Genomic DNA, 24,869 nt, shown 5'->3' with positions numbered 1-24,869 from the left:
GCCGATGTTGCGTTTCCTGACCGATCTCTTCAAACCCGAGGCGGCGAAACCTGCGCCGTCCACCTCGGAGACGTCGATGAATTTCGATCTGGCAGAGGTACCGCCTTTCCTGATAGGCCTCGCCAACAATCCCCGGTTTGGGCTGCCCGAAGCACTGGTCACCCAGATCGCGGAGAACCTGTCGGATTTGCCCGTGGACCAAAGCAGCCGTTGGCAGATCGAGGGCAGTTTCGACGGCAAACCAGCGCTGATCGAAATTCAGGCCTTCATGGACGATGTCGACGCCCCGGATATGGCGTTCTTTGGCAGCGCCGAGGTGGTGGCCGAGATTGATCGCGAACTTATTGCCTTTGACCAAGCACGAGAGGGCTAAGATGAAACTGCAAGACCTCGATATTATCGTCACGGCCCCGCCCGCCCCCGGTTGGGGCGGTCGCTATTGGATTTTGGTCAAGCTGACTACGGATACCGGCATCACCGGCTGGGGCGAGTGCTACGCCTCCTCGGTTGGACCAGACGCTATGCGCCACGTGATCCGCGATGTATTTGAACGCCACATGCAGGGCGAGAATCCGGAAAACATCGAGTTGATGTTCCGCCGTGCCTATTCCTCGGGCTTTACGCAGCGCCCGGACCTGACTGTCATGGGCGCGTTCTCGGGGCTTGAGATCGCATGCTGGGACATTCTGGGCAAAGACCGCGACCGACCGGTCTACGCGCTGCTGGGCGGCAAGATGAATGACCGTATTCGCGCCTATACCTACCTCTACCCCCTGCCCCAGCACAACCTGACCGACTTTTGGACCTCGCCCGAACAGGCGGCTGAGGCTGCGGCAGATGCGATCCGTCGCGGCTATACCGCCGTTAAGTTCGACCCCGCCGGTCCCTATACGATCCGGGGCGGGCACATGCCTGCGATGTCCGATATCTCTCTGTCCGTTGCGTTTTGCAAAGCAATCCGCGAGGCGGTGGGCGACAAAGCTGATTTGCTGTTTGGCACCCATGGCCAATTCAACACCGCCGGTGCCATCCGGCTGGGTCAGGCGATAGAACCATACTCTCCGCTTTGGTTCGAAGAACCCACTCCGCCCGACAATATCGAGGACATGGCCCGCGTCGCCCGCAACGTCCGCATACCTGTCGCGACCGGAGAGCGCATGACCACCAAAGCCGAATTTGGCGCGGTTCTGCGCGCAGGCGCGGCGGAGATTTTGCAACCGGCTTTGGGGCGTGCAGGCGGCATTTGGGAAATGAAGAAAGTCGCTGCGATGGCCGAAGTGTTCAACGCGCAAATGGCCCCGCATCTTTATGCCGGGCCGGTGGAGTGGGCTGCGAATATCCATCTGGCGGCCTCTATCCCGAACCTGTTGCTACTGGAAACCATTGAAACGCCATTCCATGACCAGTTGATCAAGGGCTCAATCCGGGTTGAGCAAGGGTTCGTGACCCCTCCAACCACCGCCGGGCTTGGGATTGAAGTGGACGAAAATCTGGCTCGCGCGCATCCTTACAAAGGCGACGGGCTTCACCTTCAGATGCAGGAAGAACCGTGCGATTATGCCAATGGCAACGCCTTTCAGGGTGGGGCTCCCGCATCTGAGGGGTGACATTATAACGTTTCTTAGGGCATAATGTCAGAAGACTTAGTTGAAGAACGGTTGACCGGTGACACTGAAAGACAGCACCACTCAAGCCCCGGCATCAGACGGATTGGCGGAAATGAAAGACAACGCAGCCCGTGCCGCCGCGTTTCTGAAAACGCTCGCGCATGAGGGCCGCCTGATGATCCTGTGCCACCTCGGAGACGGTGAGAAGTCGGTGGGAGAGCTGGAGGCGCTTTTACAAATCCGGCAGGCCGCCGTCAGCCAGATGCTGGCCCGCCTGCGCGAGGATGGTTTGGTCTCGACCCGGCGCGCGGGGAAAACGGTGTTTTATTCGCTTGAGGATGGCAACACGAAACAGGTGATCGAGTTGCTCTATCAACTGTTCTGCAAGCCGAAAGACTCACAGTAGAGCGTTTCAGGCTTATCCCGAAACGGCTCTAGTTCGAGACATATCCCGCAACCACCTGCAGCAGTTTGAACGCCGTCGCCGCGTCGTTTTCGACCACGGCCAGGAATTCCTCTTCCCCGATGCGCAAGCAGGACAGGTCGGTTTCGGCCACCATGCTCAATGCGCGGGGCTCTTTGCGGATCAGGCCCAGCTCCCCAACCAATGCCCCGGGGCCGACGCGTAGGATAAGCTCATCCGGCGTGCCTGATTTGGGCAGATACAACCCCGCCTCGCCTTCGAGAACAACGTAGGCACCATCCGTGGGCTGGTCATCTTTGAGGAAGATCACCTGCCCGGCAGAGGCATCAAACCACCGCGCACCAAAGGCCAGCAGGCGCAACTGTCGCCGATCAAGGCCAGAAAACAGCGGCGTCTGCTCTAGGGCGCGCAGCTTGCGGGCCAAGTCGGCCGAGGCGGCACTATCCTCTTCCACATCCCCCGGTCCTTCATCCGTGACAACCCGACCTTGCCGGATCTCGACATACATGTCGAAGACATCGGGGTTTTGGAATTGGTCGTTCAGATAGATGACCGTGGTCTCGGGCAACAGCGCGCGCAGGTTTTTGTAGACCGCGACCTGCGTCTGCATGTCATAGCTGGCCAGCGCGTTTTCCAGGATCAGGATGTCGGGTTTCTTGATCGTCGCACGGGTGAACGCCAGGGGTTCGGCAAAGACTGCGGGCAGGTTCTGGCCACCGAGCGCGACCGGCACATCATAGATCAGCTCAACCACCAACGGACGCGCGCCGTGTTCGGCCAGAACATCAACAATAAGCTTGCGCACCTCGTCCGAGCGCGCGCCGCCGATCTCGCTGACCTTGCCGAACAGCGCGTTCTCCATCACGGTCAGGCCGGGCGCGACGGCCTCAGGGTCCAGCGGCACGAAGACGTCCATCAACGGCCGCATCAGCTTTTCCGAGTGGCTGTGGCGCAGCTCCAGAATACGATCCTTTAACTCATCCGAAAAGGCCGGGCCGATCTGTTCAGCCGAGACGACCAGAGGCACCGCCAGCAATGTTGCCAGTTGTTCGTCGTCCAACCCCTCAGCGCCTTCCTTGCGGGTGCGCTCGACCAGTTCGACGGCTGTTTCATAGGTCTGTGCCTCAAGTCCCAACTTGCGGAACAGCGGGTGATCTGTTCCATCCAGGCCAAAGATCTGGCGCAGCATGTCGATCACATCACGGGTCAGCGCGATCAGAGTCTCGTCCAACCCCAGTTCGCGCAACTGACCCAGAAAGACTCTCTGCTGTGCCAACAGCGCTTGCGTGACCGGTACACGGGGCGTGGCAAAAAGAAGGTTTTCGGCCACGGGCAAGGCCGGGTTATAGGTGGACTTGTCGAAGATCAGCGCCTGCTGCTCAAGCCCTGCCTTCTTCACCGCCTGCTGCACCAACGGTCGCAGCTTGACCAGTTTCTGCGCCAGTTCCGGATGCAGTGCAGCGTCGAAAACCTGCTCGGCCCCGCGCTGGAACAAGGCCGCGCCTGACCCCATTCCATCAATCAGTTGCAGCCACCAATCTCGCAGGGCATCCGCCGAATCCAGCCCAGCGAGAGACGGGTCCAGCCACTCAGCCTTGAAAGGGTCGGCGCTGTTGCCCGCCCGCAAGGTTTCGGCAAATCCGGGATCGTCGCCCCCCTCCGACAGGGGCTTGTAGCGCATCGGCATCATCACATTATCGCCCAGCGTTCCCTGAAACATCACCGGCCGCGATGACGCATAGCCGATCCGCGCGGCGACGACGCCCTGATGCAGTTCGGCCAGATTCTGCTCGCCAATGCGGACACGCCCAGCGCTCGGCAGGATTTCACGGGTCAGCAGCTCGGCAATGGCGCGGCGGTCTTCTTCGCTAGGCGCGGCGATGCCGATTGTCTTTCCATGCGGGAAGGTCAGGTTAAGATCGTCCAGGATCTGGTTTCCGTCCATATCGCGCACCGACACCCGATCCAGAGCGATGTCGCCATCAAGATGCGGGCGGGTCTTTGGCTCACCCTCAAACAGCGCCTCATCCTGCATTCCAGCCGGCGCAAACCGTTCGATCACCACATCCCAACGCAACGACATATCCTGCGTCTGGTTGTAGTAGGTCAGCAGTTCCTTCCACGGAGAGCTGAGATCTTTATACGCAGCCAACGCCGCCACCAGCGCGCCCAGCGAGACCGAGCCTTGGAGGACCAGCAGGCCGCCCACCAGATAAAACATGAACGGTGTCAGCTGTGAGATGAAGTTGTTTATGAACTTCATAAAGAACTTCTTCTGGTAGATCTCGAACCGGATCCCGAATAGCCGTCCCAGTTGATCCGAGATCATCGCCCGGCGATACCGCCAGCCCCCATTTGCGCGCAGTGTCGAGGCCCCAGCCGCGTTCTCGCCGATCTGGGCGGCAAGGATACGCACCTCCTGGATGCGCTTTTTGTTGAGAAGGTTGATCTGGCGCTGCAGCTTGGGAATCAACCAGGCCTGCACGGGGATCAGCGCCACCGCAGCCAGACCAAACCAAACGCTTTGCAGAAACAGAAACGACAGGATGGTGATCATCTGCCCCGCTTGTAAAACCGGCTGGCTGATCGCATCCCCCATCAACCCGCCCATCGGCTCGCTTTCAGCGGTGATCATCGAGACCATCTCACCCTGGCTGACCCGCTCGAAATAGGGTTGGGGAAAACGCAGGGCGCGGCTGATCAACTGATAGCGAAAGCGGCGCAACATACGCTCGCTCAGGACACCTTTCATTGTGTTGATGCGCATTTTCATCAGGCCGTGGGCCAGCACCGCCGCCAGAAAGGCAAAGCAGAGAATGATCAGGAAATTCGTCTGCTGCAGGCTGTAGCCCCAAACCTGAACCACGCTGCTCGAGGCACCAATCGCGTCATTAATAATGCGCTTGGGCAGCTCAAGCGTGAGATAGAGCAGCGGAAACAACGTCGAGGTCACGGCCAGCAGGATTAACTGGTCGCGTTTGGAGTATTTCCAGATGAAGCGGAAAATCGTGCGTTCTATGGAACCTGTCCCTGCTTTTGATCAATGATCCGGTTTCGAAACGATGCACGGAAAATTAACAGTCTGAATTTACAGTAATCTTGCTTTGCTAGGCAAATAGTTTCCGACAAAGTGCCAATCTTTGCGCATGTGTGAACTAGTTCATTTGCCTACACGCATTTTAGCGCCTAGAGTTCCCTTTAGGACGATATCGGGAGGATACGTTTGCCCGAAAGCTATGGTGCCGTGTTGCTGTTGCTCTGCTTGTTGCAGATCAAACATATGTTCGCGGACTTCTATCTACAGACGCCCAAGATGCTGACCGGGCGTGGCGAGTATTTTCATTTGGGACGCGCGCAACATGCAGGGGTGCATGTTGTGGGCTCAGCCCTTATTTTTTTGCTGTTTGGCGCACCGCTCAGCTTTATCCTGATCATCTCGGCCCTGGAATGGATCATCCATTTCAACATTGATTTCGCCAAGGCCAGCTATTCCGACAAGAAGAAGCTACAGCCCAATCAGGCCGCGTTCTGGCGGGCAACTGGGCTGGACCAGCTGATGCACAGCCTGACCTATATTGCGATGGTTTGGGCCTGGATCACTTTCGCCGTCTGAGGTCTTAGGCGACGCGGTCCATTCGAGCAATCTGGTAGGCGGACATCCAAAGGCGGTCCACTGCATCCAACTCGTCAGGATCAAACTGCTGCTCGGATTCCCAATACCGCCCGGATGGCACATAGTAGCCAAGGCGCGCTTCGGCCACCAAAGCGTCATGCGCGCCACCGGTCGACGGCATCGGTACGTCTTCCATCCGTGACGCGCGAAGCGATGGATAGAGCAGCCTGCTTTCACCCTCCGACAAGCGCACCATACGACAACCCTGAGCCGCGGCGAACACGCCCAATCTGGCCGACTTTGCCTCAAGCGACCGCAATGAGATGTCGGTACGCAGCGGATCAGCGGTTCCGTTGCCGTAGAAATGCGTCTTCCCCGACCCGGGATAGACCATATCGCAGCCGAAATAGGCAATCACCGACGGCGTAAGGGCGGACAGCGCCCAATAGCCTGCGGTAAACGCCATGGTGCCTCCCGCATAGACAAAACCGCCATAGGCGTTCTGCCGAGGCACGTAGTCTTCGGCTGTCACGATCCTTTGGTCTTTTGTTAGCTCTGTTGGTCGGTTTTCCGGCGGAAAATCTTCGGGGTGGATCAGAATGTCCCAATCCGGGCGAATGCGCCATGCGTTGTTGATGGCCACGATATGCGTGAACGGTGTCCGGTCCCAATCCCGGGCGGCTACCGCTGACGGCGCACTGCCAAGGATCAGGACTTTGTTTGGCGTCTGAGGCATCACGTATCCGCTCCTTTTCGCGTCTAAGTGATGTTAGGGCCAATTGTCGGGCTGACTACCCCAGAACGGAAAAACTGCTTTCTTCGTTGATCGGGCGATTGCGTGAATAGAAACCGACATCAATCACGCGTTTGATGTAAGGCAGTTCGAACCGCAGCGGTTCAGCATCGTGGTCTGCACCGCCTTCGCAATAGTCGATCAGAGCCGTCATCATCTTGCCCGCAATCGGCGCGTTCTTGTATTGGTTCCCGCTGGTGCCGCAGGCCATGTAGAATCCTGGCAGGCTGGATTTATCGTAGATCGGAATCCAATCGGTCGACGCATCGTAGAGGTCAACAACACCCCGCGTTTTGGACGGAATACCAAGGCTGGGTACCCGCTGCGCATAGCGCATCGCCTGCGTCGTCCACTGGTCGGTGAAATCGCGGTTATATGTCTTATCATCCTCACACCATTGATGCGGATCGCATTCGGGGTCCTCGGACCCCACGAGGATGTGGTTGCCATGCTCCGGGCGGCAGTAGCAGGCGATGTCACTATCCGAGACAATGGTCCCGTTGTTTTCGAAATCGAACCCCTCGGGCGCCGGAACATGGACCACTTCCTGCCGCAGCGGGCGGGTTTCGATGGTCATGTCGTCCAGAACGCCTGCCATGCCGTTGACAATGGCCGATCCCGGCCCGGCCACGTTTACCACGACCTTGGCTCGAATTTCTTCGCCCGTAGCCAGTTTGACACCCGCCACGCGCCCGTCCTCAATCAGGATCTCAACAACCTCGGCCCCAGTGCGCAACTCGGCCCCGTTCTGGATTGCCGCATCCATCAGGTTCTGCGCCGAAAGTGCCGGGTCGGTGACATAGCCTGCCTGAGGCCAGAACACGCCACCCTGCATTTTGCGCCCGTTCGGTTGCCCGAATTCCGGGTCGTCCATTCGGCGCGCAGGGGCGAAGCTTTCCAGAGAATAGACCGGCAGGCGTTCCGTGACAGTCTCGGGCGACCATTCCTCGAACGGGCAGTCCAGATCCGCACTGTTTTGCATATGCTTTTCCAGCATCCCGTTGGCATCCGTTTTCATGACCAGGCAACCGGTCTCGCGGAACTGCGCCAGATTGGCATCTGCGGGCAGGCCCAGATACGCGGCCCAATCGCGCCAATAATGGTAGCCCTCCCACGCGAAAGCCGTGCCGTCAAACGTCGAATAGTGCATGCGGATGATCGCGCAGGACCCCGCGGTCGAGCCATGGCCGACCTGCGTATTGCGGTCCAGCGAAAGGGTTTTCCATCCGGCCTTGGCCATCTCGAACGCGATGGCCGCGCCAATGACGCCTGTCCCGATTATGATTGCATCTGGTTGGCTCATTCTGTCTTTCCTTCCCAAAAGCGCTTGGAATAAGCGCGAAATTCTTCAATTTCCTCGGCCCGAGGCTGAACCCCTGTGAAAGCATGCAGGTAGTGAGGCACAAGCGATAGGCGCGTTTCCATTGGCTCATTCAGCTGCGCCAAATCATACCCGATCTGCATGTAGTATAAGACGCGCGCCCGGGTTTCGGCCTCTATGTCCGAATAGCCAAAACGCGCAAACATCGCGTGCAGCGCCTTGAGGCGTCGTGCATCGGATTGATCCAGGGCATTGCGCACCTTGCCCGATTTGCGAGCCCAGTCCCGAATGGCAAAATCAAGTGCCGTGTCGAACAAATCCGTGTTCACCACGCACCGCTGCACGTTGCAGACCGCGCTGGTAATTGTCTCGGCCGGGGCCTCAGCCTGCGCGATCAACGCCGCCGTATTGGTCGCCTGCCACCGCGCCAGCAACGCATCCAGAAGCTCCTGCCGCGATTTGAAGTACCAGTAGAAAGACGAGCGGGACACGGCCATGCGCTCGGCCAGGTTCATGACCTTGATCTGATCCACCCCGTCCGAGATCAGCACGTCCATCGCCACATTCAGCCAGTCATCCCGCGTGACTTTGATATTTCCGACCAAAGGCTCGGCCTTGGGGTCATCGCGGTGCAGGATCGGTTTGGTGCTCATTCAACTCTCCGGCGGAGCGCCGCCTTCGGCAGTTCGCTTCGCGATGAAATCGTGCAAGGCCCCGAGTCGATCGCTATCGCCTGCGGGCGGTTTGAAATCGTTCAGGATACCTTTCCAAACACCTGTTGCACGTTGATTGGCATCGACAGATCCACGCTCGGTCCAGGTGCCGAAATTGGCGTAGTCATGGACATGCGGCTGGTAGAATTCGGTATTGTAGCGCTCCATCGTCTGGGACGAGGCAAAGAAATGCCCGCTGGGATCAACCTCACTCAGGGCGGTATCAAAGCCGATTTCGGCCTGTCCGGCATGCGCACCGGCACAGAGCTCGGCAACCATGTTCAGCACTTCGGCGTCACAGATCATCTTCTCAAACGACACGCTCAATCCGCCTTCGAGCCAACCTGCAGAATGGATGATCACCGTCGCCCCGGCCATCAAACAGCCCCAGAGCCCAAACTGGTTTTCATTCGCGGCTTGCACGTCGTTGGTGTTCGAAGCCGACCCGGCCGCCGACCGCCATGGCAGGCCCAGGAACCGTGCCAGTTGGCCTGCCGCCAAAGACGCTTGAAAATGCGAGGGCGTCCCAAAGGCCGGAGCGCCGGATTTCATGTCGACGTTGCTGGTGAAGGTTCCATAGCAGACCGGCGCGCCAGGGTTCGTCAATTGCGTCAGGGTCACAGCCGCCAGAGCCTCGGCATGGGAAAGCGTGATAGCCCCTGCGACCGTTATCGGGGCCATCGCCCCCATCAGGGTAAACGGCGTGACGATCGACATCTGGCCATGACGGGCAAAGTCGATCAGCCCTTGCGCCATCGGGATATCCAGCGTGCGCGGGCTGTTGGTGTTGATGATCGTATAGCAATGCGCGTTGCCCCGGAATTCATCATCCGAAAGCCCTCGCGCGATAGACAGCATCTCAAAACTGTCCAACACCTGTGGGGTGCCGCGCGAGAAGAAGAAGGGGAATTTATCCGTCAACTCCATCTGCGCCTGCGTTGTGAAATAGTGGCGAAGATGGGTCGGCACATCCTGCGGCTCGACCTGAGGCGAAATCATCTGGAAGACGTCGAAGTGATGCGTCAGCTTCAGGAATTCAATATAATCCTGACCCGACGCCGGTCGCCTGCCCCGTTCCAGATCGGTTGCGTTCGGCGCACCTGCACCCGGTTGAAACACGAGCGAACCCAGTTCCAGCGTAAAATCACGGTCACGCGCCCCTGCATGACACGCGATGGATTTGGGGGCCGAGGCCACAGCGGCCTCAACCAGATCGCGCCCGATAAAGACCATCTGAGTATCTTCGTCCACACGCGCACCTGCCTTGGCAAAGATGCGGCGGGCTTCGGGCAGCAGGACTTTCACCCCAAGTTCCAGCAATACACGTAGCGCCGTCTCGTGCATGTCCGCGATCTGATCTTCGGGGAACACCTCCATCCGCGGGAAAGGGTTGCGCAGCTGGCGGTAGTTCACATCACGCGAGGGCGGTGGGGCGGCATCTGCACCCCGCCCGCGCCGTCGCCGACCACGCTCGGATGTCTGCGAGATCACCATCAGCCCCTCATCGCCTTGCCCTGCGGATCGTAGGGAGACGGTGCAACCACCCGCGCGGGCCGTTCCACACCAACCACATGCACGGTCAGCTCCGTCCCCGGTTCGGCCTTGTCGCGATTGATCAGTGCCATCGCCAGAGACTTGCCCGTGTAGTGGCCGTAGCCGCCCGAGGTGACAAAACCCACGCGTTCGCCATTGGACCAGATCGGCTCATACCCGCTGGCGTCGGCGTCCACAGCATCGACCTCAAGCGTCACCTGAAGCTGTGCCGGGCCATTGCCGTCACGCTCGGCCAAGGCGGCCTGTTTACCGACGAAATCCTTGTCCCAGTCGATCCAGCGATCCATTCCGGTCATGCCCGGCGTGTAGGCTTGGGTAAACTCGGCGGACCAGATGCCGAAACTCTTCTCCAACCGGGTTGAGAGCATCGCATTGAACCCGCATTCGCGGATGCCTTCGTCAGCCCCGGCGTCCAACAGCATCCGTCGCAGCTTGATGTGATCGCCGTACCGGCAGTTGATTTCATAGCCCTTCTCACCGGTTACCGACATGCGGGCGACGCGGGCTCGGACCAGACCGATATCGAAATCTCCACAACCCATGAATTTCAGGCCCGAGATATCCTGTTCCGCCAGCTTCTCGACAACCGCCTGAGATTTCGGGCCGACCACGGCAAAGCCGCAATATTCCTCGCCCAGATCACGGACAGTCACGCCGTCCATCATGTGATCGTCGAACCAGCGCATGTGCCACGCACGAAGGTAGTAACTGCCCATGATCCACCATGTTCCGTCACCCCAGTTCAGCACGGTCAGGTCGCCTTTGAGACGCCCCGTCTCACTCAGCATCGGCGCCAGTTTGGCGCGCCCCGGCCCTGGCAGTTTCGAGGCCATGACCTTGTCCAGCCAGGCCTGCGCATTCGGACCCGTCACCTCGAACCGCGAGAAACCCGAGATGTCCAACAGGCCAACCCCTTCGCGGAGCGTCTTGCACTCTTCCGCCACGATGTCATGGGCATTCGACCGCTTGAGGGTCGGCGTTTCCTCGAACCCTTTGGGCGCGAAATAGAGCGGCACCTCCAGATCCCAGCTGACGCCCCATTTGCACCCGGCCTCAGTCATCGCATCATGCGCCGGGGCCATCTTCAGCGGACGTCCTGCTGGCAGTTGCTCATTCGGATAGGTCATCACGAAACGGCGCGAGTAGAACTGACCGGTCGTTTCGCGAATGTAACGTTTGTTCTGCGCGAAATCGCCATAGCGAGCGACGTCCATTGGCCATGCGTCGGCCTCGGGCTCGCCATGGATCATCCACTCGGCCAGAGTTTTGCCAACGCCGCCGCCCTGCAAGAACCCGGCCATCACGGCGCAGGCCGACCAATAGCCGCGCTTGCCCGGAACCGGACCGACCAGAGGGTTCCCGTCGGGCGAGAAGGTGAACGCGCCATTGACCCATGTCTTGATGCCGACATTCTGGATCGAAGGATAGCGCTCAAAACCCAGCGTCAGCTCATTCTCGATGCGGTCGAGTTGCTCCTGAAACAGTTCCTCACCATAGTTCCAGGGCGCCCCGTCCATGGCCCAGTGTTCATGGTCGACCTCATAGATTCCGACCAGAACGCCCTTCTGATCCTGCCGCATATAGGTGAAGCCTTCGAGGTCGACAGTCATGGGCATCTCGAACTCGGCTTCGGCAACCTCGGGGACCGTGTCGGTGATCAGGTAATGGTGTTTGAGCGGAGAGACTGGCAGCTCCACTCCGGCCATCCGGCCCACCTGCTTGGCCCAAAGGCCTGCCGCGTTCACTACATGTTCGCAGGTGATTGTGCCCTTGTCGGTTTCGACTTGCCAGCCATCGGCGGTCTGCGTCAGGCTTTCGACCCTGGTTTCCTCATAGTATTCCGCGCCACGCTTCTTTGCTGCCGTCGCGTAGGCCTGCACCGTGCCGGTCGTGTCGATATAGCCTTCGCGATCCGCCCACATCGCGCCCAGCACGCCATCGGTGGACATGATCGGACAACGTCTCTGCGCCTCTTCCGGGGTCAGAAGTTCGCAATCGTCAATGCCAATGGATTGGAAGATGCGGTAGTTTGCCTGCAGCCATTCCCAGCGTTCCGGGGTGCCCGCCAGCGTGAGACCACCGGTCATATGCAATCCAATATTCTGGCCCGATTCCTTTTCGATCTCACTGAGCAGGTCGATGGTGTAGGCCTGCAAGGACGCCATATTCGGGTCCGCGTTCAGCGCGTGAATACCACCCGCTGCGTGCCAGGATGACCCCGAGGCCAGCCTCCGCCGCTCCAACATGACGACGTCCGACCAGCCGAACTTGGCCAGATGATACAGGACCGAGGCCCCAACGACACCACCCCCAATGACCACAACGCGATACTGAGATTTCATCCTGCCCTCCGCTGCACGACTCGGATGAAACGCTAGTGGCACTGTTCACTTCTGTCTAGACATTTCTGTACAGTGTCGAGCGCAAGCTGAATCCGGCCAAATCAGGCGCGTTTTAGAGGCTGGCGCTGGGCCGGGATTTAATTGTGTCGAACCAGGCTTGAGTCGCGGTATTTGCTTCCGGGATACGCATTTTGATCACACGGGCGAAATCGACAAAGACGAACCCGGTTATATCGGCGAGGGTAAAGTCCTCTCCCGCCAAAAACGGGGTGCCCTGCAAATGGTCCTCGAGCAAGTCGAAGAACGCCCCCACCCTGTCGCGACCCCGTTGCGCAAGTTCAGGGATCTGCGGATAGTTCTCAGGTCCCGGAATAGGACGATCTTTGAAAGCAGGATGGCCGTTGCGTAGGGCTTCGGCGATAGGCATACCGCCTTGCTGCTCGGCGATTGCGTTCCACATCAAAACACGGCCTTTTTCATCCGGCGTCTTGCCCATCAATGGGGGTTCGGGCCGCTGCGCCTCGAGATACGCAGCAATCCCAAGGTTCTCGGTCAGAACCGTGCCTTCATCGGTCACCAGCACAGGGATCGTGGCCCGAGGGTTAACGGCGCGAAACACATCGCTCAACTGCTCTCCCTCTGCAATCGAGATCTGCCGGGTTTCGATCTCCAGCCCCTTTTCGGCAATGAACATACGCGCGCGGCGCGGGTTCGGAGCGGTGGCGCAGTCGTAAAAGATCATCCGTTTTCCCTCTGTCGTGTTTAGCTCAAAGCCTTGCCGACCGCCCGCGCGATCACCCGTTCTTCGTCGGTCGGGATCACGAGCACGGGTATACCGCCATCTGATATCACCGTCGCATTTTGGGCGTTGGCCTCGGCGTCCAGATGGATGTTGAGAAATCCCATCCCATCGAGCACGCTCTGGCGAATAGGCGCAGCGTTCTCACCAATGCCGCCGCAGAACACCACCGCATCCACGCCACCCAAAACAGCCGCCATCGCACCCAGCTCCCGCCTGATCCGGAAGACATAATAGTCTATCGCCTCACGCGCGCGGGGATCATCGCTTTCCAGCAATGTGCGCATATCGTGGCTGATCCCGCTGAGGCCTAGCAGGCCACTTTTCTTGTAGAGGATATGCGTGATCGCCTCCGCAGAGTGACCTTGCTCCATCAGATAAAGCAACACGCCGGGATCAAGCTGACCACAACGGGTCCCCATCGGCAGCCCATCAAGCGCGGAAAAACCCATGGTTGAGCCGATACTCTTGCCATTGGCCACAGCGCACATAGACGCCCCGTTGCCCAGATGCGCGATAACCACCCGGCCTGCGGCCAGATCCGGGAAATCCTCAGCCATCTTGCCGGTAATGTAGTCGTAGGACAGCCCATGGAATCCATAGCGCCGAACGCCTTTTTCATAAAAGCGGCGCGGGATGGCGAAGGCATCGTTTACAAACGGATGGCCGACATGAAAAGAGGTGTCAAAACACCCAATCTGTTGCGCACCCGGGAAAGCCGTTCGCGCAGCGCGGACGGCCGCCAGATTATGGGGCTGATGCAGCGGGGCCAGTGACGAGAGCGTTTCAAGTTGGGCCAGCACGTGATCATCCAGAACCGTGGGCCCTTCGAAGGTCTGTCCGCCGTGGACAATACGGTGGCCTACACCGACGATTAGATCCGATTTAAGCAGAGGCTCTATGTTCTGCAAGATCGCCGTGACGCCGGCCGCGTGGTCAGCAGGCCCGATCTCACGTGTCTCACGAAACCCGTCGCCGTTGATTTGCAATTGGGCGACCGGTCCCAGATTGTCGACTTGCCCGTGCCACAGCAATTCGGGTTCAGCGTCGGCGCGGTAAACTCCGAATTTGATGGTCGAACTTCCCGCGTTCAGCGTCAGGATGGCCTGCATTGCGTTCCTCCGGTTTGCTTAGCCTTTTGGTGGACCCGGACGCGCCTAAGGCGTCACCGCCGGTAGATAAAACAGCGCCCTTCGACCGCGCCCTCCGGCAAGGGCAATTCAGTCAGCGCATCGAAATACATCCGATCACTGGAGACCATCAGCCCACCCCGCGCCAGAAGCGGTTCAATCAAAGGCGAAACAAACCGCGCGAACGCGTCGTTCTTTTCGCGATTGTGCCCCCCCAGATCCGCATGAATCAGGCTGGCCGTCGCGCCGAGCTTATCCACCGAGGCTGGCAGAGTGTCCCGCACATCGCCCAAAATCACCCGATCCTCGGGCGGGGTGGAATCGGGATGTGAAGCCACCGCGCGTTCGAACACAAAAACCGGGCGATTCTGAATGTACTGGATCATGTGGTGGTAGGTTCGACCGTTGCCTAGGCCCAGCTCGAACACCGGCCCGGACATGCCTTTTGTCTGCTCGATTGCAAAATCAAGGCAGGCGCGTTGCGACACCATACGGTCAATAAACAGATCCAGTCGGCTTTGGTTTTCGGGCACAGGGGATTCTCTCTTTGATACTCAACGCCAGCTTAAATGGTGCTGGTCACGAACTTGATGGCAAAAACTCAACTGTTTGTGTAGTTGTAGAGGCGAAAGTTTCACATTCCCGCGACATTTCAGCCTAAGAACGGGTTTGACGAGTCGGGTGAAACCGCGCGACAGTAAGTCAAAAAACGGGGAGAATAAAAGCCGATGCTCATCTACGGCCAAACGGGTGGAAAACCCGAATGACTGCGTTGTTGTCTGTCAGAGATCTCAGCATCGGTTTCGGCGCGGCGGATTCAGTCGTGCGGGACGTGAATTTCGATGTAGAGGCCGGACAGACACTTGCATTGGTGGGTGAGTCGGGCTCGGGCAAAACAATCTCCTGCCGGGCCGTGTTGCGTATCCTGCCCCGCGTGGCCCAGATTCGCAGCGGATCGATTATTCTGAACGATTCCAAAGGCAAGGCCGACCTGACGCGAATCAACGAGCGGGACATGCGCAGCATTCGCGGCAACCGCGTCTCGATGATCTTTCAGGAGCCGATGCGATCTTTATCGCCACTGCACAAGATCGGCAATCAGGTCAGCGAGGTCCTCTGGCTGCATCGCGGAGCGTCCGAGGCGCAGGCCCGAAAGGAAGTCCTGACCCAGTTTGAACGCGTGGGCTTTCCAGATCCCCAGAGGGCCTATGACTCCTATCCGTTTGAACTGTCGGGCGGTATGCGCCAGCGCGCCATGATCGCCATGGCGATGGTCTCCAAGCCCGAGCTGCTGATTGCAGACGAGCCTACTACTGCGCTGGATGTAACCACACAGGCTCAGGTTTTGGGGCTGATCAAGGAACTTCAGCGCGAAACCGGGATGGCGCTGATCCTTGTTACGCACGACCTGGGCGTGGTGGCAAACATGGCCGAGCAGGTCGTTGTCATGCACAAGGGTCGCGTGATGGAGGCGGGCCCCGCCGCCCCCATCCTCACCGCGCCAGCGCATCCCTATACCAAACAGCTGTTCGACGCGGCCCCGGCCATTCCGGATCAGGACGCCGTCGGCATTCCGATGCCGAATGAGGACCTGATCCTGCATATGAAAGGGGTCTCCAAGACCTACACGATGCGGTCAAGCAAGGGTTGGCAAGCCAACAAACAGATTCACGCCTGTCGCAACGTCGACCTGAAACTTGCACGTGGCAAGACTTTGGCGATTGTCGGCGAAAGCGGCTCTGGCAAGACCACCGCCGCCCGGATTGCCCTTGGCGCCGAACTGCCCGACCCAGGCGGAGAGGTCCTGTTCTGCACCGCCCAAGGCGAAGACCCCATACCAGTCCACCAGATGACCCGCGCCCAGCGTACCGCGTTTCAACGGAAGGCGCAGATGGTGTTTCAGGATCCCTACAGCTCACTCAGTCCACGGATGCGCATACAGGATGCGATGACTGAGCCGCTGGAAATCCACCGCATCGGTTCCGTCTCGGAACAACGCGACAAAGCCGCCGAAATGCTGCAGCGCGTGGGGCTGAACTCGGACATGCTGAAACGCTATCCGCATGCGTTTTCCGGTGGGCAGAGACAGCGCCTGTCCATCGCCCGCGCCATGATGCTGGACCCGCAGTTGATTGTCTGCGACGAGCCGACCTCGGCGCTGGATGTCTCGGTTCAGGAACAAATCCTGACATTGTTGGAATACCTGCAGGACAGCCTGAACCTGTCCTATTTCTTCATCTCTCACGACCTTGCCGTAGTCGCCCGTATCGCTGACGAAGTCGCCGTGATGCGTCGGGGGCTGATTGTGGAACAAGCCCCGCCCGAAACACTCTTCTACAATCCGCGCCATCCATACACCAAGGCGTTGATTGCCGCTCAACCAGAACCCGACATCAACCGCCCGATTGACCTGCAAATGGTTTCTCTGGGTGCCGGCGCGCCGGACAGTTGGGATGAGGCCTTTCGTTTCTCGGACACCGTGATACCTTCGCTGGTGGAATTGGAACCGGGCCATAAGGTACGTTGCCATGTTTAAGACCACTCCCCCTCTGATCCTGGCCGCCGCTCTGGCCTTTGGCTGGACGCTGCCCGCGCTGGCCGATGTGCCGGTCCCGCAAGAGAGCAGCTTTTGGTCGGCTGAGGTGAATGCCGGCGATCTGCCGCCGGTTTCGGAACGCCTACCCAAAGACCCTCTGGTAGTGGATCTGGCCGCGAAGGGCCGTGAATTCGGCACCCCCGGCGGCACAATGCGGACCATGGTGACCCGGTCCAAGGATATCCGACAGATGGTCGTCTACGGTTACGCCCGGTTGGTTGGGTTTGACGGAAATTACAATATCGTGCCCGACATATTGGCCTCGTTCGAAAATGACGGAAACCGCAAGTTCACTCTGCACTTGCGCGAAGGACATAAGTGGTCAGATGGCTCACCGTTTACGTCCGAAGATTTCCGGTACTGGTGGGAAGATGTCGCCAACAACGAATTGCTCAGCCCCTCCGGACCACCTGATTTTCTGATCGTCGAGGGCAAGGCCCCAACCGTCTCTTTTCCGGATGAGACGACCGTGATCTACGAATGGGATGATCCGAACCCGGATTTCCTGCAGACGCTGGCACAGGCCCGCCCGCCCTTCATATACCGCCCATCCGCTTTTCTGAAACAGTATCACGAAAACTACGTCGATCCTGAGGATCTGGCCGCGCAGGTCGATGATGCGCGCGTCAAAAGCTGGGCGGCCCTGCACAACAAACTCGACAACCTCTACAAGTTCGACAACCACAAGCTGCCCACGCTTCAGCCCTGGCTGAACGCAAGCTCGGGCAAGAAAATCCGCCACAACTTCGTCCGCAATCCGTACTACCACCGTATCGACTCCAAAGGGGTGCAACTGCCCTATATCGACGTGGTCGAGATGGAGATTGTGGCACCGGGACTGGTGGCCGCAAAGACCAATGCGGGTGAGACCGACCTGCAGGGGCGTGGTCTGGCGTTCCGGGATGCCTCGATCCTGAAAAAGGGCGAGGCGGTTGGCAACTACAAGACATTACTCTGGAAAACCGGTGTCGCCTCGCAGATCGCAATCTATCCGAACCTGAACTACGCGGATGAGGTTTGGCGGGACGTAATGCGAGACGTGCGCGTGCGCCGCGCCCTGTCTTTGGGAATTGATCGCAAGACGATCAACCAGGCGCTCTATTTCAAACTGGCAAAACCGGGCGCGATGGCGGTTCTGCCAGCCTCACCCTTCTACAGTGAGGAAAACGCCCAAGCCTGGGCCCAGTATGATCCCGATCTAGCGAACGCCCTGTTGGACGAGGCTGGGCTGTCTGAGCGCGACAAGAACGGCATTCGGCTGCTGCCCGACGGTCGCCCAATGGAGTTGATCATCGAAACCGCCGGTGAGCGGCAAGAGGTCGAAAACGCCCTGCAAATCGTCACCGATACATGGCGCGAGATTGGCGTCGATCTTGTGATGCGCCCGCTGGATCGCGATATCCTGCGTAACCGGGTGTTCGCGGGCAACACGATGGCTTCCGTCTGGTTCGGCTGGGATGACGGGCTGCCCCAAATCCACACCTCGCCTGCCTATCTTGCGCCGACGGATCAGGTGTTTCTCGCCTGGCCAAAATGGGGACAGTACTATCAGACCGGCGGCGAAGTGGGTGAGGCCCCCGACATGCCCGAGGCTGAGCGCCTGATGACTTTGGTCCATGACTGGGAGACCGCCACAACGGATGAACAGCGCGCTGCCGTCTGGACCGAGATGTTGGAAATCCACGCCGACCAGCTATACGCGATCGGCATTCTGAACGGCGCACCGCAGCCCATCGTCGTCTCGAACCGTTTGCGCAATGTCCCCGAGCAGGCCATGTGGGCGTGGGAACCCGGCGCGCACTTCGGCGTCCATCGCCCGGATGAGTTCTTTTTGGTCGACTGAGCAGGAGCAGCTAAATGATCATGCTGCGCTATGCGGTCTATCGCTTCTTCACGATGCTGCTGACACTGTTGGTCGTCTCGGTTCTGATATTCGTCATCATCAACCTGCCACCCGGCGACTATCTGAGCAATCAGATCGCCGAGCTTCAGGCCTCAGGCCAATCCGCCGGTGTCGCCAAGGCCGAGTTTCTGCGGGCAGAATACGCCTTGGATCGTCCCATGTGGGAGCAATACCTGATCTGGATGGGCTTCTGGCCCGGCCCCCACGGCTTCGAAGGTCTGCTGCAAGGCAATTACGGCTGGTCGTTTGAGTTCGATCGTCCCGTCTCGGATATCGTGGGTGATACGCTTTGGCTCACCGTTGTGGTCAATCTGGCCGCGATCCTGTTCGTTTACGCCGTCGCCCTGCCCTTGGGCGTGATCGCCGCTGCGCGGTCGCGGACGTGGATCGACTATACCTCGGCGTTTGTCGGCTATCTGGGTCTGGCCACGCCGAACTTTTTGCTGGCGCTGATCCTGTTCTACTACGGGCATCAGTATTTCAACCTGCCCATCGGCGGCCTGATGGACCCCAAATTCGAAGGCGAACCGATGAGCTGGGACAAGCTGAAATCCATCCTTGTCCACCTGATCGTGCCGACCTTTGTCATCGGCACTTCGGGCGCGTCGGCCATGATGCAGCGTCTGCGCGCGAACATGCTGGACGAGCTGGGCAAACCCTATGTTGAGACAGCCGTTGCCAAGGGCATGGCCCCATCGCGGATGCTTACCAAGTATCCGTTGCGAGTGGCCTTCAACCCGTTCGTCGCCGACATCGGGAACCTGCTGCCCTCGATGGTGTCCGGTTCGGTTCTGGTGTCGGTCGTGTTGGGCCTGCAGACGATCGGGCCAACCCTGCTGACGGCACTGAAAACGCAGGACCAGTTCCTATCGGCATTCATCCTGATGTTCGTGGCCCTGCTGACCCTGATCGGCACCATGATCTCGGACATCCTGCTGGTCATGCTCGATCCGCGCATTCGGTATGAGGGGCGAGACGCATGACCCAACGACCCGATGACCGCTATGTTGATGACGCGCCGTTCGACCCGCAGGCCTCGGTCCAGCAACTCGAGCGCGCAGATCTGGACGCTCCAAATTGGGTGCTAGTGTGGCGAAAGTTCCGCACGCACAAGCTGGGCCTGATCTCGGGCGTCTTTCTGCTGCTGTGTTACCTGATGCTGCCCTTTGCAGGCTTCATCGCCCCCTACGGCCCCAATGACCGGAACGGAGAACACCTCTACGCCCCACCCCAGTCGATCAACTGGTTCTACGAGGGCGAATTCATCGGGCCCTATGTCTACCCCATCACAGCTGAAGCGGATCTTGAGACCTTCCAGTGGAAGTTCATTCCAGACACCGAGGATCCTCGTCCGATCAAGTTCTTCTGTGAAGGGTCCGAGTATCGTTTGGCCGGGTTCATCCCCTCTGAAACGCATCTGTTCTGTGCCCCTGACGGCGCCACGCTGTTCCTGTGGGGCTCGGACCGGCTGGGCCGCGATATCTTCAGCCGCATCCTCTATGGCGCGCAGCTATCGCTGACCGTGGGTCTGATCGGCATTTCAGTTTCGTTCTTCTTGGGTATCCTGTTCGGTTCAATGGCCGGGTATTTCGGAGGGCGCATCGACTGGACAATTAACCGCGTGATCGAAGTCCTGCGATCCCTACCCGAACTGCCGCTCTGGCTTGCCTTGTCCGCCGCCGTACCCTCGAACTGGAGCCCCGTCGCGGTCTTCTTCATCATCTCGATCATCCTCGGTATCCTCGACTGGCCCGGCCTCGCCCGATCCGTCCGCGCCAAATTCCTATCCCTGAGAGAGGAAGAATACGTCCGCGCGGCTGAGATGATGGGCGCAAGCTCAGGCCGAGTGATCCGAAAGCACCTGTTGCCGAACTTCATGTCCCACTTGATCGCGTCGGCCACCCTGTCGATCCCGGCGATGATCCTGGGTGAAACCGCACTGTCCTTCCTCGGCCTTGGCCTGCGTGCGCCTGCGGTGAGTTGGGGTGTGATGCTGAACGACGCGCAGAACCTCGCCTCGATCGAGATATACCCGTGGACGGCCATTCCCATGCTGCCGATCATCGTCGTCGTTCTGGCCTTCAACTTCCTCGGCGATGGGTTGCGCGACAGTCTGGACCCCTATCAGCAATGAGCCTGCTGTCCTCTCTTCCGGCGGCCGACAGCTATCGCACCACCGGCGACGGAACCTTGCCCAGCGCCTTTGCGGTCTCCGAACTGGCAACCGCCAGCTTCGCAGCGGTCGGTCAGAAGTTGGCCCGATACATGGCCGCCGCAAACCTGTCACCGACTGCACCAGAGGTTACGGTGGATCACCGCCTCGCTTCGCTCTGGTATCGCTATTCCTTCAAGCCCGATGGCTGGGAGATGCCCAGCCTGTGGGACGCGATCGCAGGCGACTACCGCGCGTCTGACGGCTGGATCAGGTTGCACACCAACCTGCCCCACCACCGCGCTGCCGCCCTGAAAGTTCTGGGCACACAAGCCGACCGCGACGCGGTCTCACAGGCCCTGCGCAGCTGGGCTATTGTTGACCTGGAAAGCGCTGTTGTGGCCGAGGGCGGCGTCGCAGCCGCCATGCGCAGCCGCGCCGAATGGTTGGACCATCCCCAAGGCCGTGCCGTCAGCCGTGATCCTTTGATCAGTTGGCAGAATCCACGTCGGATCACTCTACGAGATCGTCCGGCTGCAACAGCCGAACGCCCGCTTGCCGGCCTACGCGTCCTAGACCTGACCCGCGTTCTGGCGGGTCCCGTCTCAACCCGCACACTGGCCGGATTCGGCGCGGATGTGCTGCGCATCGACCCTCCGGGCTGGGATGAGCCGGGCGTTATTCCCGACATCTCGCTGGGCAAACGCTGCGCCTATCTGGACCTGAAGTCGACCGAGAGCCTGCATCACCTGCAAGACCTGCTGTCAAAGGCAGATGTATTTATTCACGGGTACCGCCCCGGCGCGCTTGACGCCCTGGGGCTTAGCAAAGCAAAGCGTGACGAACTGGCCCCCAACCGGGTCGAGGTCACTCTGGACGCCTATGGCTGGCAAGGCCCTTGGGCCACACGCCGAGGTTTCGACAGTCTGGTTCAGATGAGCGCGGGTATTGCCCATGCGGGGATGGAATGGGCCAACGCCGACAAACCCACCCCGCTGCCACTTCAGGCTCTGGACCATGCGACCGGATACCTTATGGCAGCCGCAGTTCTTTCTGCACTGGCCGAGGCAGCCTCGGGAAATTCAATCATGCACGCCCATCTATCTTTGGCGCGCACCGCCGAGTTGCTGGCCATTCTTGGCAAAACCGATACAGGGCAAGACGCGATCACGGCCAACCAATCCGACTATGGCGAAGAATCCGAACAGTCCGGATGGGGCCCTGGCCACCGGCTAAAACCCGCACTGACCATTGGTCAGACGTTGATGAGGTGGGACCTTCCCGCCCCACAACTGGGCACATCCGAGCCAACCTGGCCCTGACGCTCCAACCGCCGCGCGGCACGCGCGGCCCGGCCCAACGCTTTGGAAGGCGTCTCGTCAGAGACGCAGCCCAAAGGGGCGGGAGAACCGTCTTAGCGGTCGTCACCGCCCGGTCCGATATCGTCCAGATAGTCCTCATCAATCGCCGCTTGTACCGCGCCAGTCACTGCCTCGCGCTGTTTCGGGGTCAGATCTTCGGCCTCTTTGCCATCGGCAAGACGAACGGTCACTTCACGATGGGCAAACTTGATGCCTTCGCGGGCGAACAGCTCTCGAATATCTTGATACACCTTCTTGCGCACCAACCACTGATCGCCCGGCTTGGTCATGAATTTGACCCGGATGATCATCGCCGAATCCTGCATCTCGATCACGCCCTGAGACTTCAAGGGCTGGATGAAGTTGTCTCCGATCACCGGATCGCTCAGCAACTCCTGACCCAGTTTCTTGATCAGTTTCCGCACCTTCTCGACATCCGTGTCATAGGTCACGCGCAGAGGCAGCTTCATGATCACCCAGTCACGCGAATAGTTGGTCAGAACCTTGATCTCCCCAAAGGGAATAGTGTTCAGCGCCCCCAGATGGTGGCGCAGTTGGAACGAGCGGACCGAGATTTTCTCGACCGTTCCCTTCACATCCCCAATGTCGATGTATTCCCCTTTGCGGAACGCATCATCCAACAGGAAGAAGGCGCCCGAGAAGATGTCGCGCACCAAGGTCTGCGACCCGAACCCGACAGCCAGACCAACCACACCGGCACCTGCGAACAGAGGGCTGACGTTGATGCCCAGCTCCATCAGTACGATCAGCACAATCGTCACGACAACGACCGCCAAGATCGCCCCGCGGAACAAAGGCAGCAAGGTGGCCAAGCGGCTCTGACCGCCTTCGCCGCCTTCATCGCCCAACTCGGCCTCGGAGCCATCATCAGATTCCTCGGCGATTTTGCTGTCGATCCAGATGCGGAAGAAGTTGAACAGGATGTAACCGATGAACAGGATCACCATCACGTCCAACGCGCGCCCGATCGGCAGATCCTCGCTCCAGCTGGCATCTGGGTTCCAGATCACCACCAGCGCGTAGCTACCAACGACAAAGGCCAGAATGCCAGCTACCCGGCGGGCCAGATCCTCATAGGTCAGAATGGCGTGTTTGCGTTGTACTGCCTCGGGCGAGGGTGCCTCTGCCTCGATCTCTGCCTCGGCGTTGATCTGTTCGATCTTGCGGTTGCGATCGAAATACCGCTCCAGCAGATAGTTCATCGCGCCATAGGCTACGACAACCGACATGAAGATCGCGTAGCTGCTGGCAACAATTGGCACCGAGTTTTCATTCTCAAGCACCAGATCCACGGCCAGCTTCGACCAGCTGAACACGATGTACAGGATCAGCACCGGAGCCCAAGCAAATGAGATGAAGCGCAGAATCCACGAAACTTGAGACGGTGCCCGCCCGCCCCGGATCGCATTTGAAATGGCACCGGCATTGAACAGGATCATCAGAATATTCAAGAAGGCCCCGAACAGGGTCAAGCACCCGTAGACCAAGGCGTAGACGTTGTAGTTCAGACCAAAATCCGCCACCCAGGTCGAAAACAGAACGACCGATACATCATAGGTCGCCACCGCCGATGCCCAGATATACAGCCGTTTGGCGTGGCGGTCGGAAAAGGGCGGCAAGCGATACTGGCTCAGGTAAGGTGACAGCACCATTCGCCACAGGTCCGAGATCGTGCGCGACAGGAAAAAGGCCGTGAAGATCGCGGTCACGGTAAACTGGATCGAGATATCTTCGGCCTCGCCAAAGAACAGATAGCCCACGATCAATGCCATCAACATGGCAAAGATCGTGCCGCCGATCCCCATCACGAAGCGGTACACGAGAAACGGCATCTTCTCGCGATAGCCCTGCGGGTTCTCCTTGATCCGCGCCACGACCCAGCGCTTGGCGATCCGTTTTCCATAGATCTCGGTTGAGAGCCACCGCCCCAACAGCAGGAAGAGGATGTTCCAGCCCAGAACCTCGACATAGGTCTGGATACGGCCATCTGGGCTGGTCTGACGCAGGATATACTCCACTTCGAACACCGAATAGGGCAGTGCCTCAAGGCGTGACTGGACCGATTCACGGAACTTGGTGAATCGCGCCTGCGTGCGCATCAGTTGCGAAGCCTCAGCCATGGGGTCAGCCTCAGCCGATTCCGCTTCGGGCTGCTCGCCTGAGGCTGAGACCAGATTGCCAGAACTGTCTATTACGATCACACTGGCACCAGCCTCGGTGGCGGTGCGGATCGCGTCGGCGAGATCACTGTCGTTGGTTGCAGTCTCTTCTGTCGCGGAGCCTGAACTATAGCCCGGTATCAGCGAGGTCTGCGCCGCCACACTGGCTGGAAACGCCAACAACAGAGCCCAAAATGCCAAAAGCGTCGCGGCCAGAAAGTTCGGTTTCATAGGGTCTTGCATCCAATTTCTTCACTGGCGCACACCGTACAGAACCTGTTGGACCTGTTCAAATCCTCCCGCCGCCTGTTTTCGCGCTTTGAACGAAACGGCGACGACTGGTGCAAATTGAACCCATATCCTCAATATCCTGTTGCCAAA

At 59.2% G+C, this 24,869-nt stretch carries 19 protein-coding genes; 9 read left to right on the top strand and 10 right to left on the bottom strand.

Annotated features, from left to right (window positions below; genetic code table 11):
- Positions 1-4: 4 nt before the first annotated feature.
- The 3 genes from ACR0I8_RS11450 (at position 5) to ACR0I8_RS11440 (ending at position 2,013) form a co-directional block, all read left to right on the top strand.
- Positions 5-373: a hypothetical protein gene (locus ACR0I8_RS11450; protein ID WP_170377590.1), complete on the top strand. Its 369-nt coding sequence runs from the start codon at positions 5-7 to the stop codon at positions 371-373.
- A gap of 1 nt (position 374) precedes the next feature.
- Positions 375-1,607 (top strand): mandelate racemase/muconate lactonizing enzyme family protein, encoded by a 1,233-nt coding sequence (locus ACR0I8_RS11445; RefSeq protein ID WP_170691015.1) that lies wholly within the window; start codon positions 375-377, stop codon positions 1,605-1,607.
- A gap of 112 nt (positions 1,608-1,719) precedes the next feature.
- Entirely contained in the window at positions 1,720-2,013 is a 294-nt protein-coding gene (locus ACR0I8_RS11440; protein WP_170691313.1) for a metalloregulator ArsR/SmtB family transcription factor, read from the top strand.
- A 28-nt stretch (positions 2,014-2,041) separates the two neighbouring features.
- On the opposite strand, the gene ACR0I8_RS11435 is transcribed toward ACR0I8_RS11440, so the two are convergent.
- Positions 2,042-5,038 (bottom strand): ABC transporter transmembrane domain-containing protein, encoded by a 2,997-nt coding sequence (locus ACR0I8_RS11435; protein ID WP_170691312.1) that lies wholly within the window; start codon positions 5,036-5,038, stop codon positions 2,042-2,044.
- Positions 5,039-5,254: 216 nt separating this feature from the next.
- Here ACR0I8_RS11435 and ACR0I8_RS11430 point away from each other — a divergent pair, with 216 nt between their 5' ends.
- A complete protein-coding gene (locus tag ACR0I8_RS11430; RefSeq protein WP_170691013.1) occupies positions 5,255-5,644 on the top strand; it encodes a DUF3307 domain-containing protein in 390 nt (129 codons plus the stop codon).
- A 4-nt stretch (positions 5,645-5,648) separates the two neighbouring features.
- Here ACR0I8_RS11430 and ACR0I8_RS11425 read toward each other — a convergent pair whose 3' ends face one another.
- From ACR0I8_RS11425 to ACR0I8_RS11390, 8 genes are all read right to left on the bottom strand, one after another.
- Positions 5,649-6,380: a hypothetical protein gene (locus ACR0I8_RS11425; RefSeq protein WP_170691012.1), complete on the bottom strand. Its 732-nt coding sequence runs from the start codon at positions 6,378-6,380 to the stop codon at positions 5,649-5,651.
- A gap of 55 nt (positions 6,381-6,435) precedes the next feature.
- Positions 6,436-7,740 carry an FAD-dependent oxidoreductase gene (locus tag ACR0I8_RS11420; protein WP_170691010.1) on the bottom strand — a complete coding sequence of 435 codons (1,305 nt, stop codon included), beginning with the start codon at positions 7,738-7,740 and terminating at the stop codon, positions 6,436-6,438.
- Positions 7,737-8,411 carry a TetR/AcrR family transcriptional regulator gene (locus ACR0I8_RS11415; protein ID WP_170377578.1) on the bottom strand — a complete coding sequence of 225 codons (675 nt, stop codon included), beginning with the start codon at positions 8,409-8,411 and terminating at the stop codon, positions 7,737-7,739. The genes ACR0I8_RS11420 and ACR0I8_RS11415 overlap by 4 nt, the downstream gene beginning before the upstream one ends.
- Positions 8,412-9,965, bottom strand: coding sequence for a trimethylamine methyltransferase family protein (locus ACR0I8_RS11410; protein ID WP_170691008.1), 1,554 nt, complete (start codon positions 9,963-9,965; stop codon positions 8,412-8,414).
- Positions 9,965-12,367 carry a GcvT family protein gene (locus ACR0I8_RS11405; RefSeq protein ID WP_170691006.1) on the bottom strand — a complete coding sequence of 801 codons (2,403 nt, stop codon included), beginning with the start codon at positions 12,365-12,367 and terminating at the stop codon, positions 9,965-9,967. The genes ACR0I8_RS11410 and ACR0I8_RS11405 overlap by 1 nt, the downstream gene beginning before the upstream one ends.
- A 112-nt stretch (positions 12,368-12,479) precedes the next feature.
- The gene (locus ACR0I8_RS11400; RefSeq protein ID WP_170691004.1) at positions 12,480-13,109 is read right to left on the bottom strand and encodes a glutathione S-transferase; all 630 of its coding nucleotides are present in this window, start codon (positions 13,107-13,109) and stop codon (positions 12,480-12,482) included.
- A 20-nt stretch (positions 13,110-13,129) separates the two neighbouring features.
- Positions 13,130-14,278, bottom strand: coding sequence for an acetate/propionate family kinase (locus ACR0I8_RS11395; RefSeq protein WP_170691002.1), 1,149 nt, complete (start codon positions 14,276-14,278; stop codon positions 13,130-13,132).
- Positions 14,279-14,331: 53 nt separating this feature from the next.
- The gene (locus tag ACR0I8_RS11390; protein WP_170691001.1) at positions 14,332-14,829 is read right to left on the bottom strand and encodes a class I SAM-dependent methyltransferase; all 498 of its coding nucleotides are present in this window, start codon (positions 14,827-14,829) and stop codon (positions 14,332-14,334) included.
- A 230-nt stretch (positions 14,830-15,059) separates the two neighbouring features.
- Here ACR0I8_RS11390 and ACR0I8_RS11385 point away from each other — a divergent pair, with 230 nt between their 5' ends.
- Genes ACR0I8_RS11385 through ACR0I8_RS11365 form a run of 5 tightly spaced genes read left to right on the top strand, consistent with a single transcriptional unit; the run spans position 15,060 to position 22,269 of the window.
- On the top strand, positions 15,060-16,832 hold the full coding sequence (locus tag ACR0I8_RS11385) for an ABC transporter ATP-binding protein (RefSeq protein WP_170690999.1): 1,773 nt from the start codon (positions 15,060-15,062) through the stop codon (positions 16,830-16,832).
- Positions 16,825-18,735 (top strand): ABC transporter substrate-binding protein, encoded by a 1,911-nt coding sequence (locus tag ACR0I8_RS11380; RefSeq protein WP_170690997.1) that lies wholly within the window; start codon positions 16,825-16,827, stop codon positions 18,733-18,735. Before ACR0I8_RS11385 ends, ACR0I8_RS11380 begins: the two co-directional genes overlap by 8 nt.
- 14 nt (positions 18,736-18,749) lie before the next feature.
- Positions 18,750-19,778 carry an ABC transporter permease gene (locus tag ACR0I8_RS11375; protein WP_170377562.1) on the top strand — a complete coding sequence of 343 codons (1,029 nt, stop codon included), beginning with the start codon at positions 18,750-18,752 and terminating at the stop codon, positions 19,776-19,778.
- Entirely contained in the window at positions 19,775-20,929 is a 1,155-nt protein-coding gene (locus tag ACR0I8_RS11370; RefSeq protein WP_170690996.1) for an ABC transporter permease, read from the top strand. Before ACR0I8_RS11375 ends, ACR0I8_RS11370 begins: the two co-directional genes overlap by 4 nt.
- Complete coding sequence (locus tag ACR0I8_RS11365; protein ID WP_170690994.1) at positions 20,926-22,269, top strand: CoA transferase; 1,344 nt, start codon at positions 20,926-20,928, stop codon at positions 22,267-22,269. Before ACR0I8_RS11370 ends, ACR0I8_RS11365 begins: the two co-directional genes overlap by 4 nt.
- A gap of 92 nt (positions 22,270-22,361) precedes the next feature.
- Here ACR0I8_RS11365 and ACR0I8_RS11360 read toward each other — a convergent pair whose 3' ends face one another.
- Positions 22,362-24,719, bottom strand: a complete 2,358-nt coding sequence (locus ACR0I8_RS11360) for a mechanosensitive ion channel family protein (RefSeq protein WP_170691310.1) — start codon at positions 24,717-24,719, stop codon at positions 22,362-22,364.
- Positions 24,720-24,869: the final 150 nt, after the last annotated feature.

Source organism: Ruegeria sp. BG9, from assembly GCF_056538305.1.
Note: the sequence above shows the minus strand (reverse complement) of the source record. Positions and strands in the feature narration are given on the sequence as shown.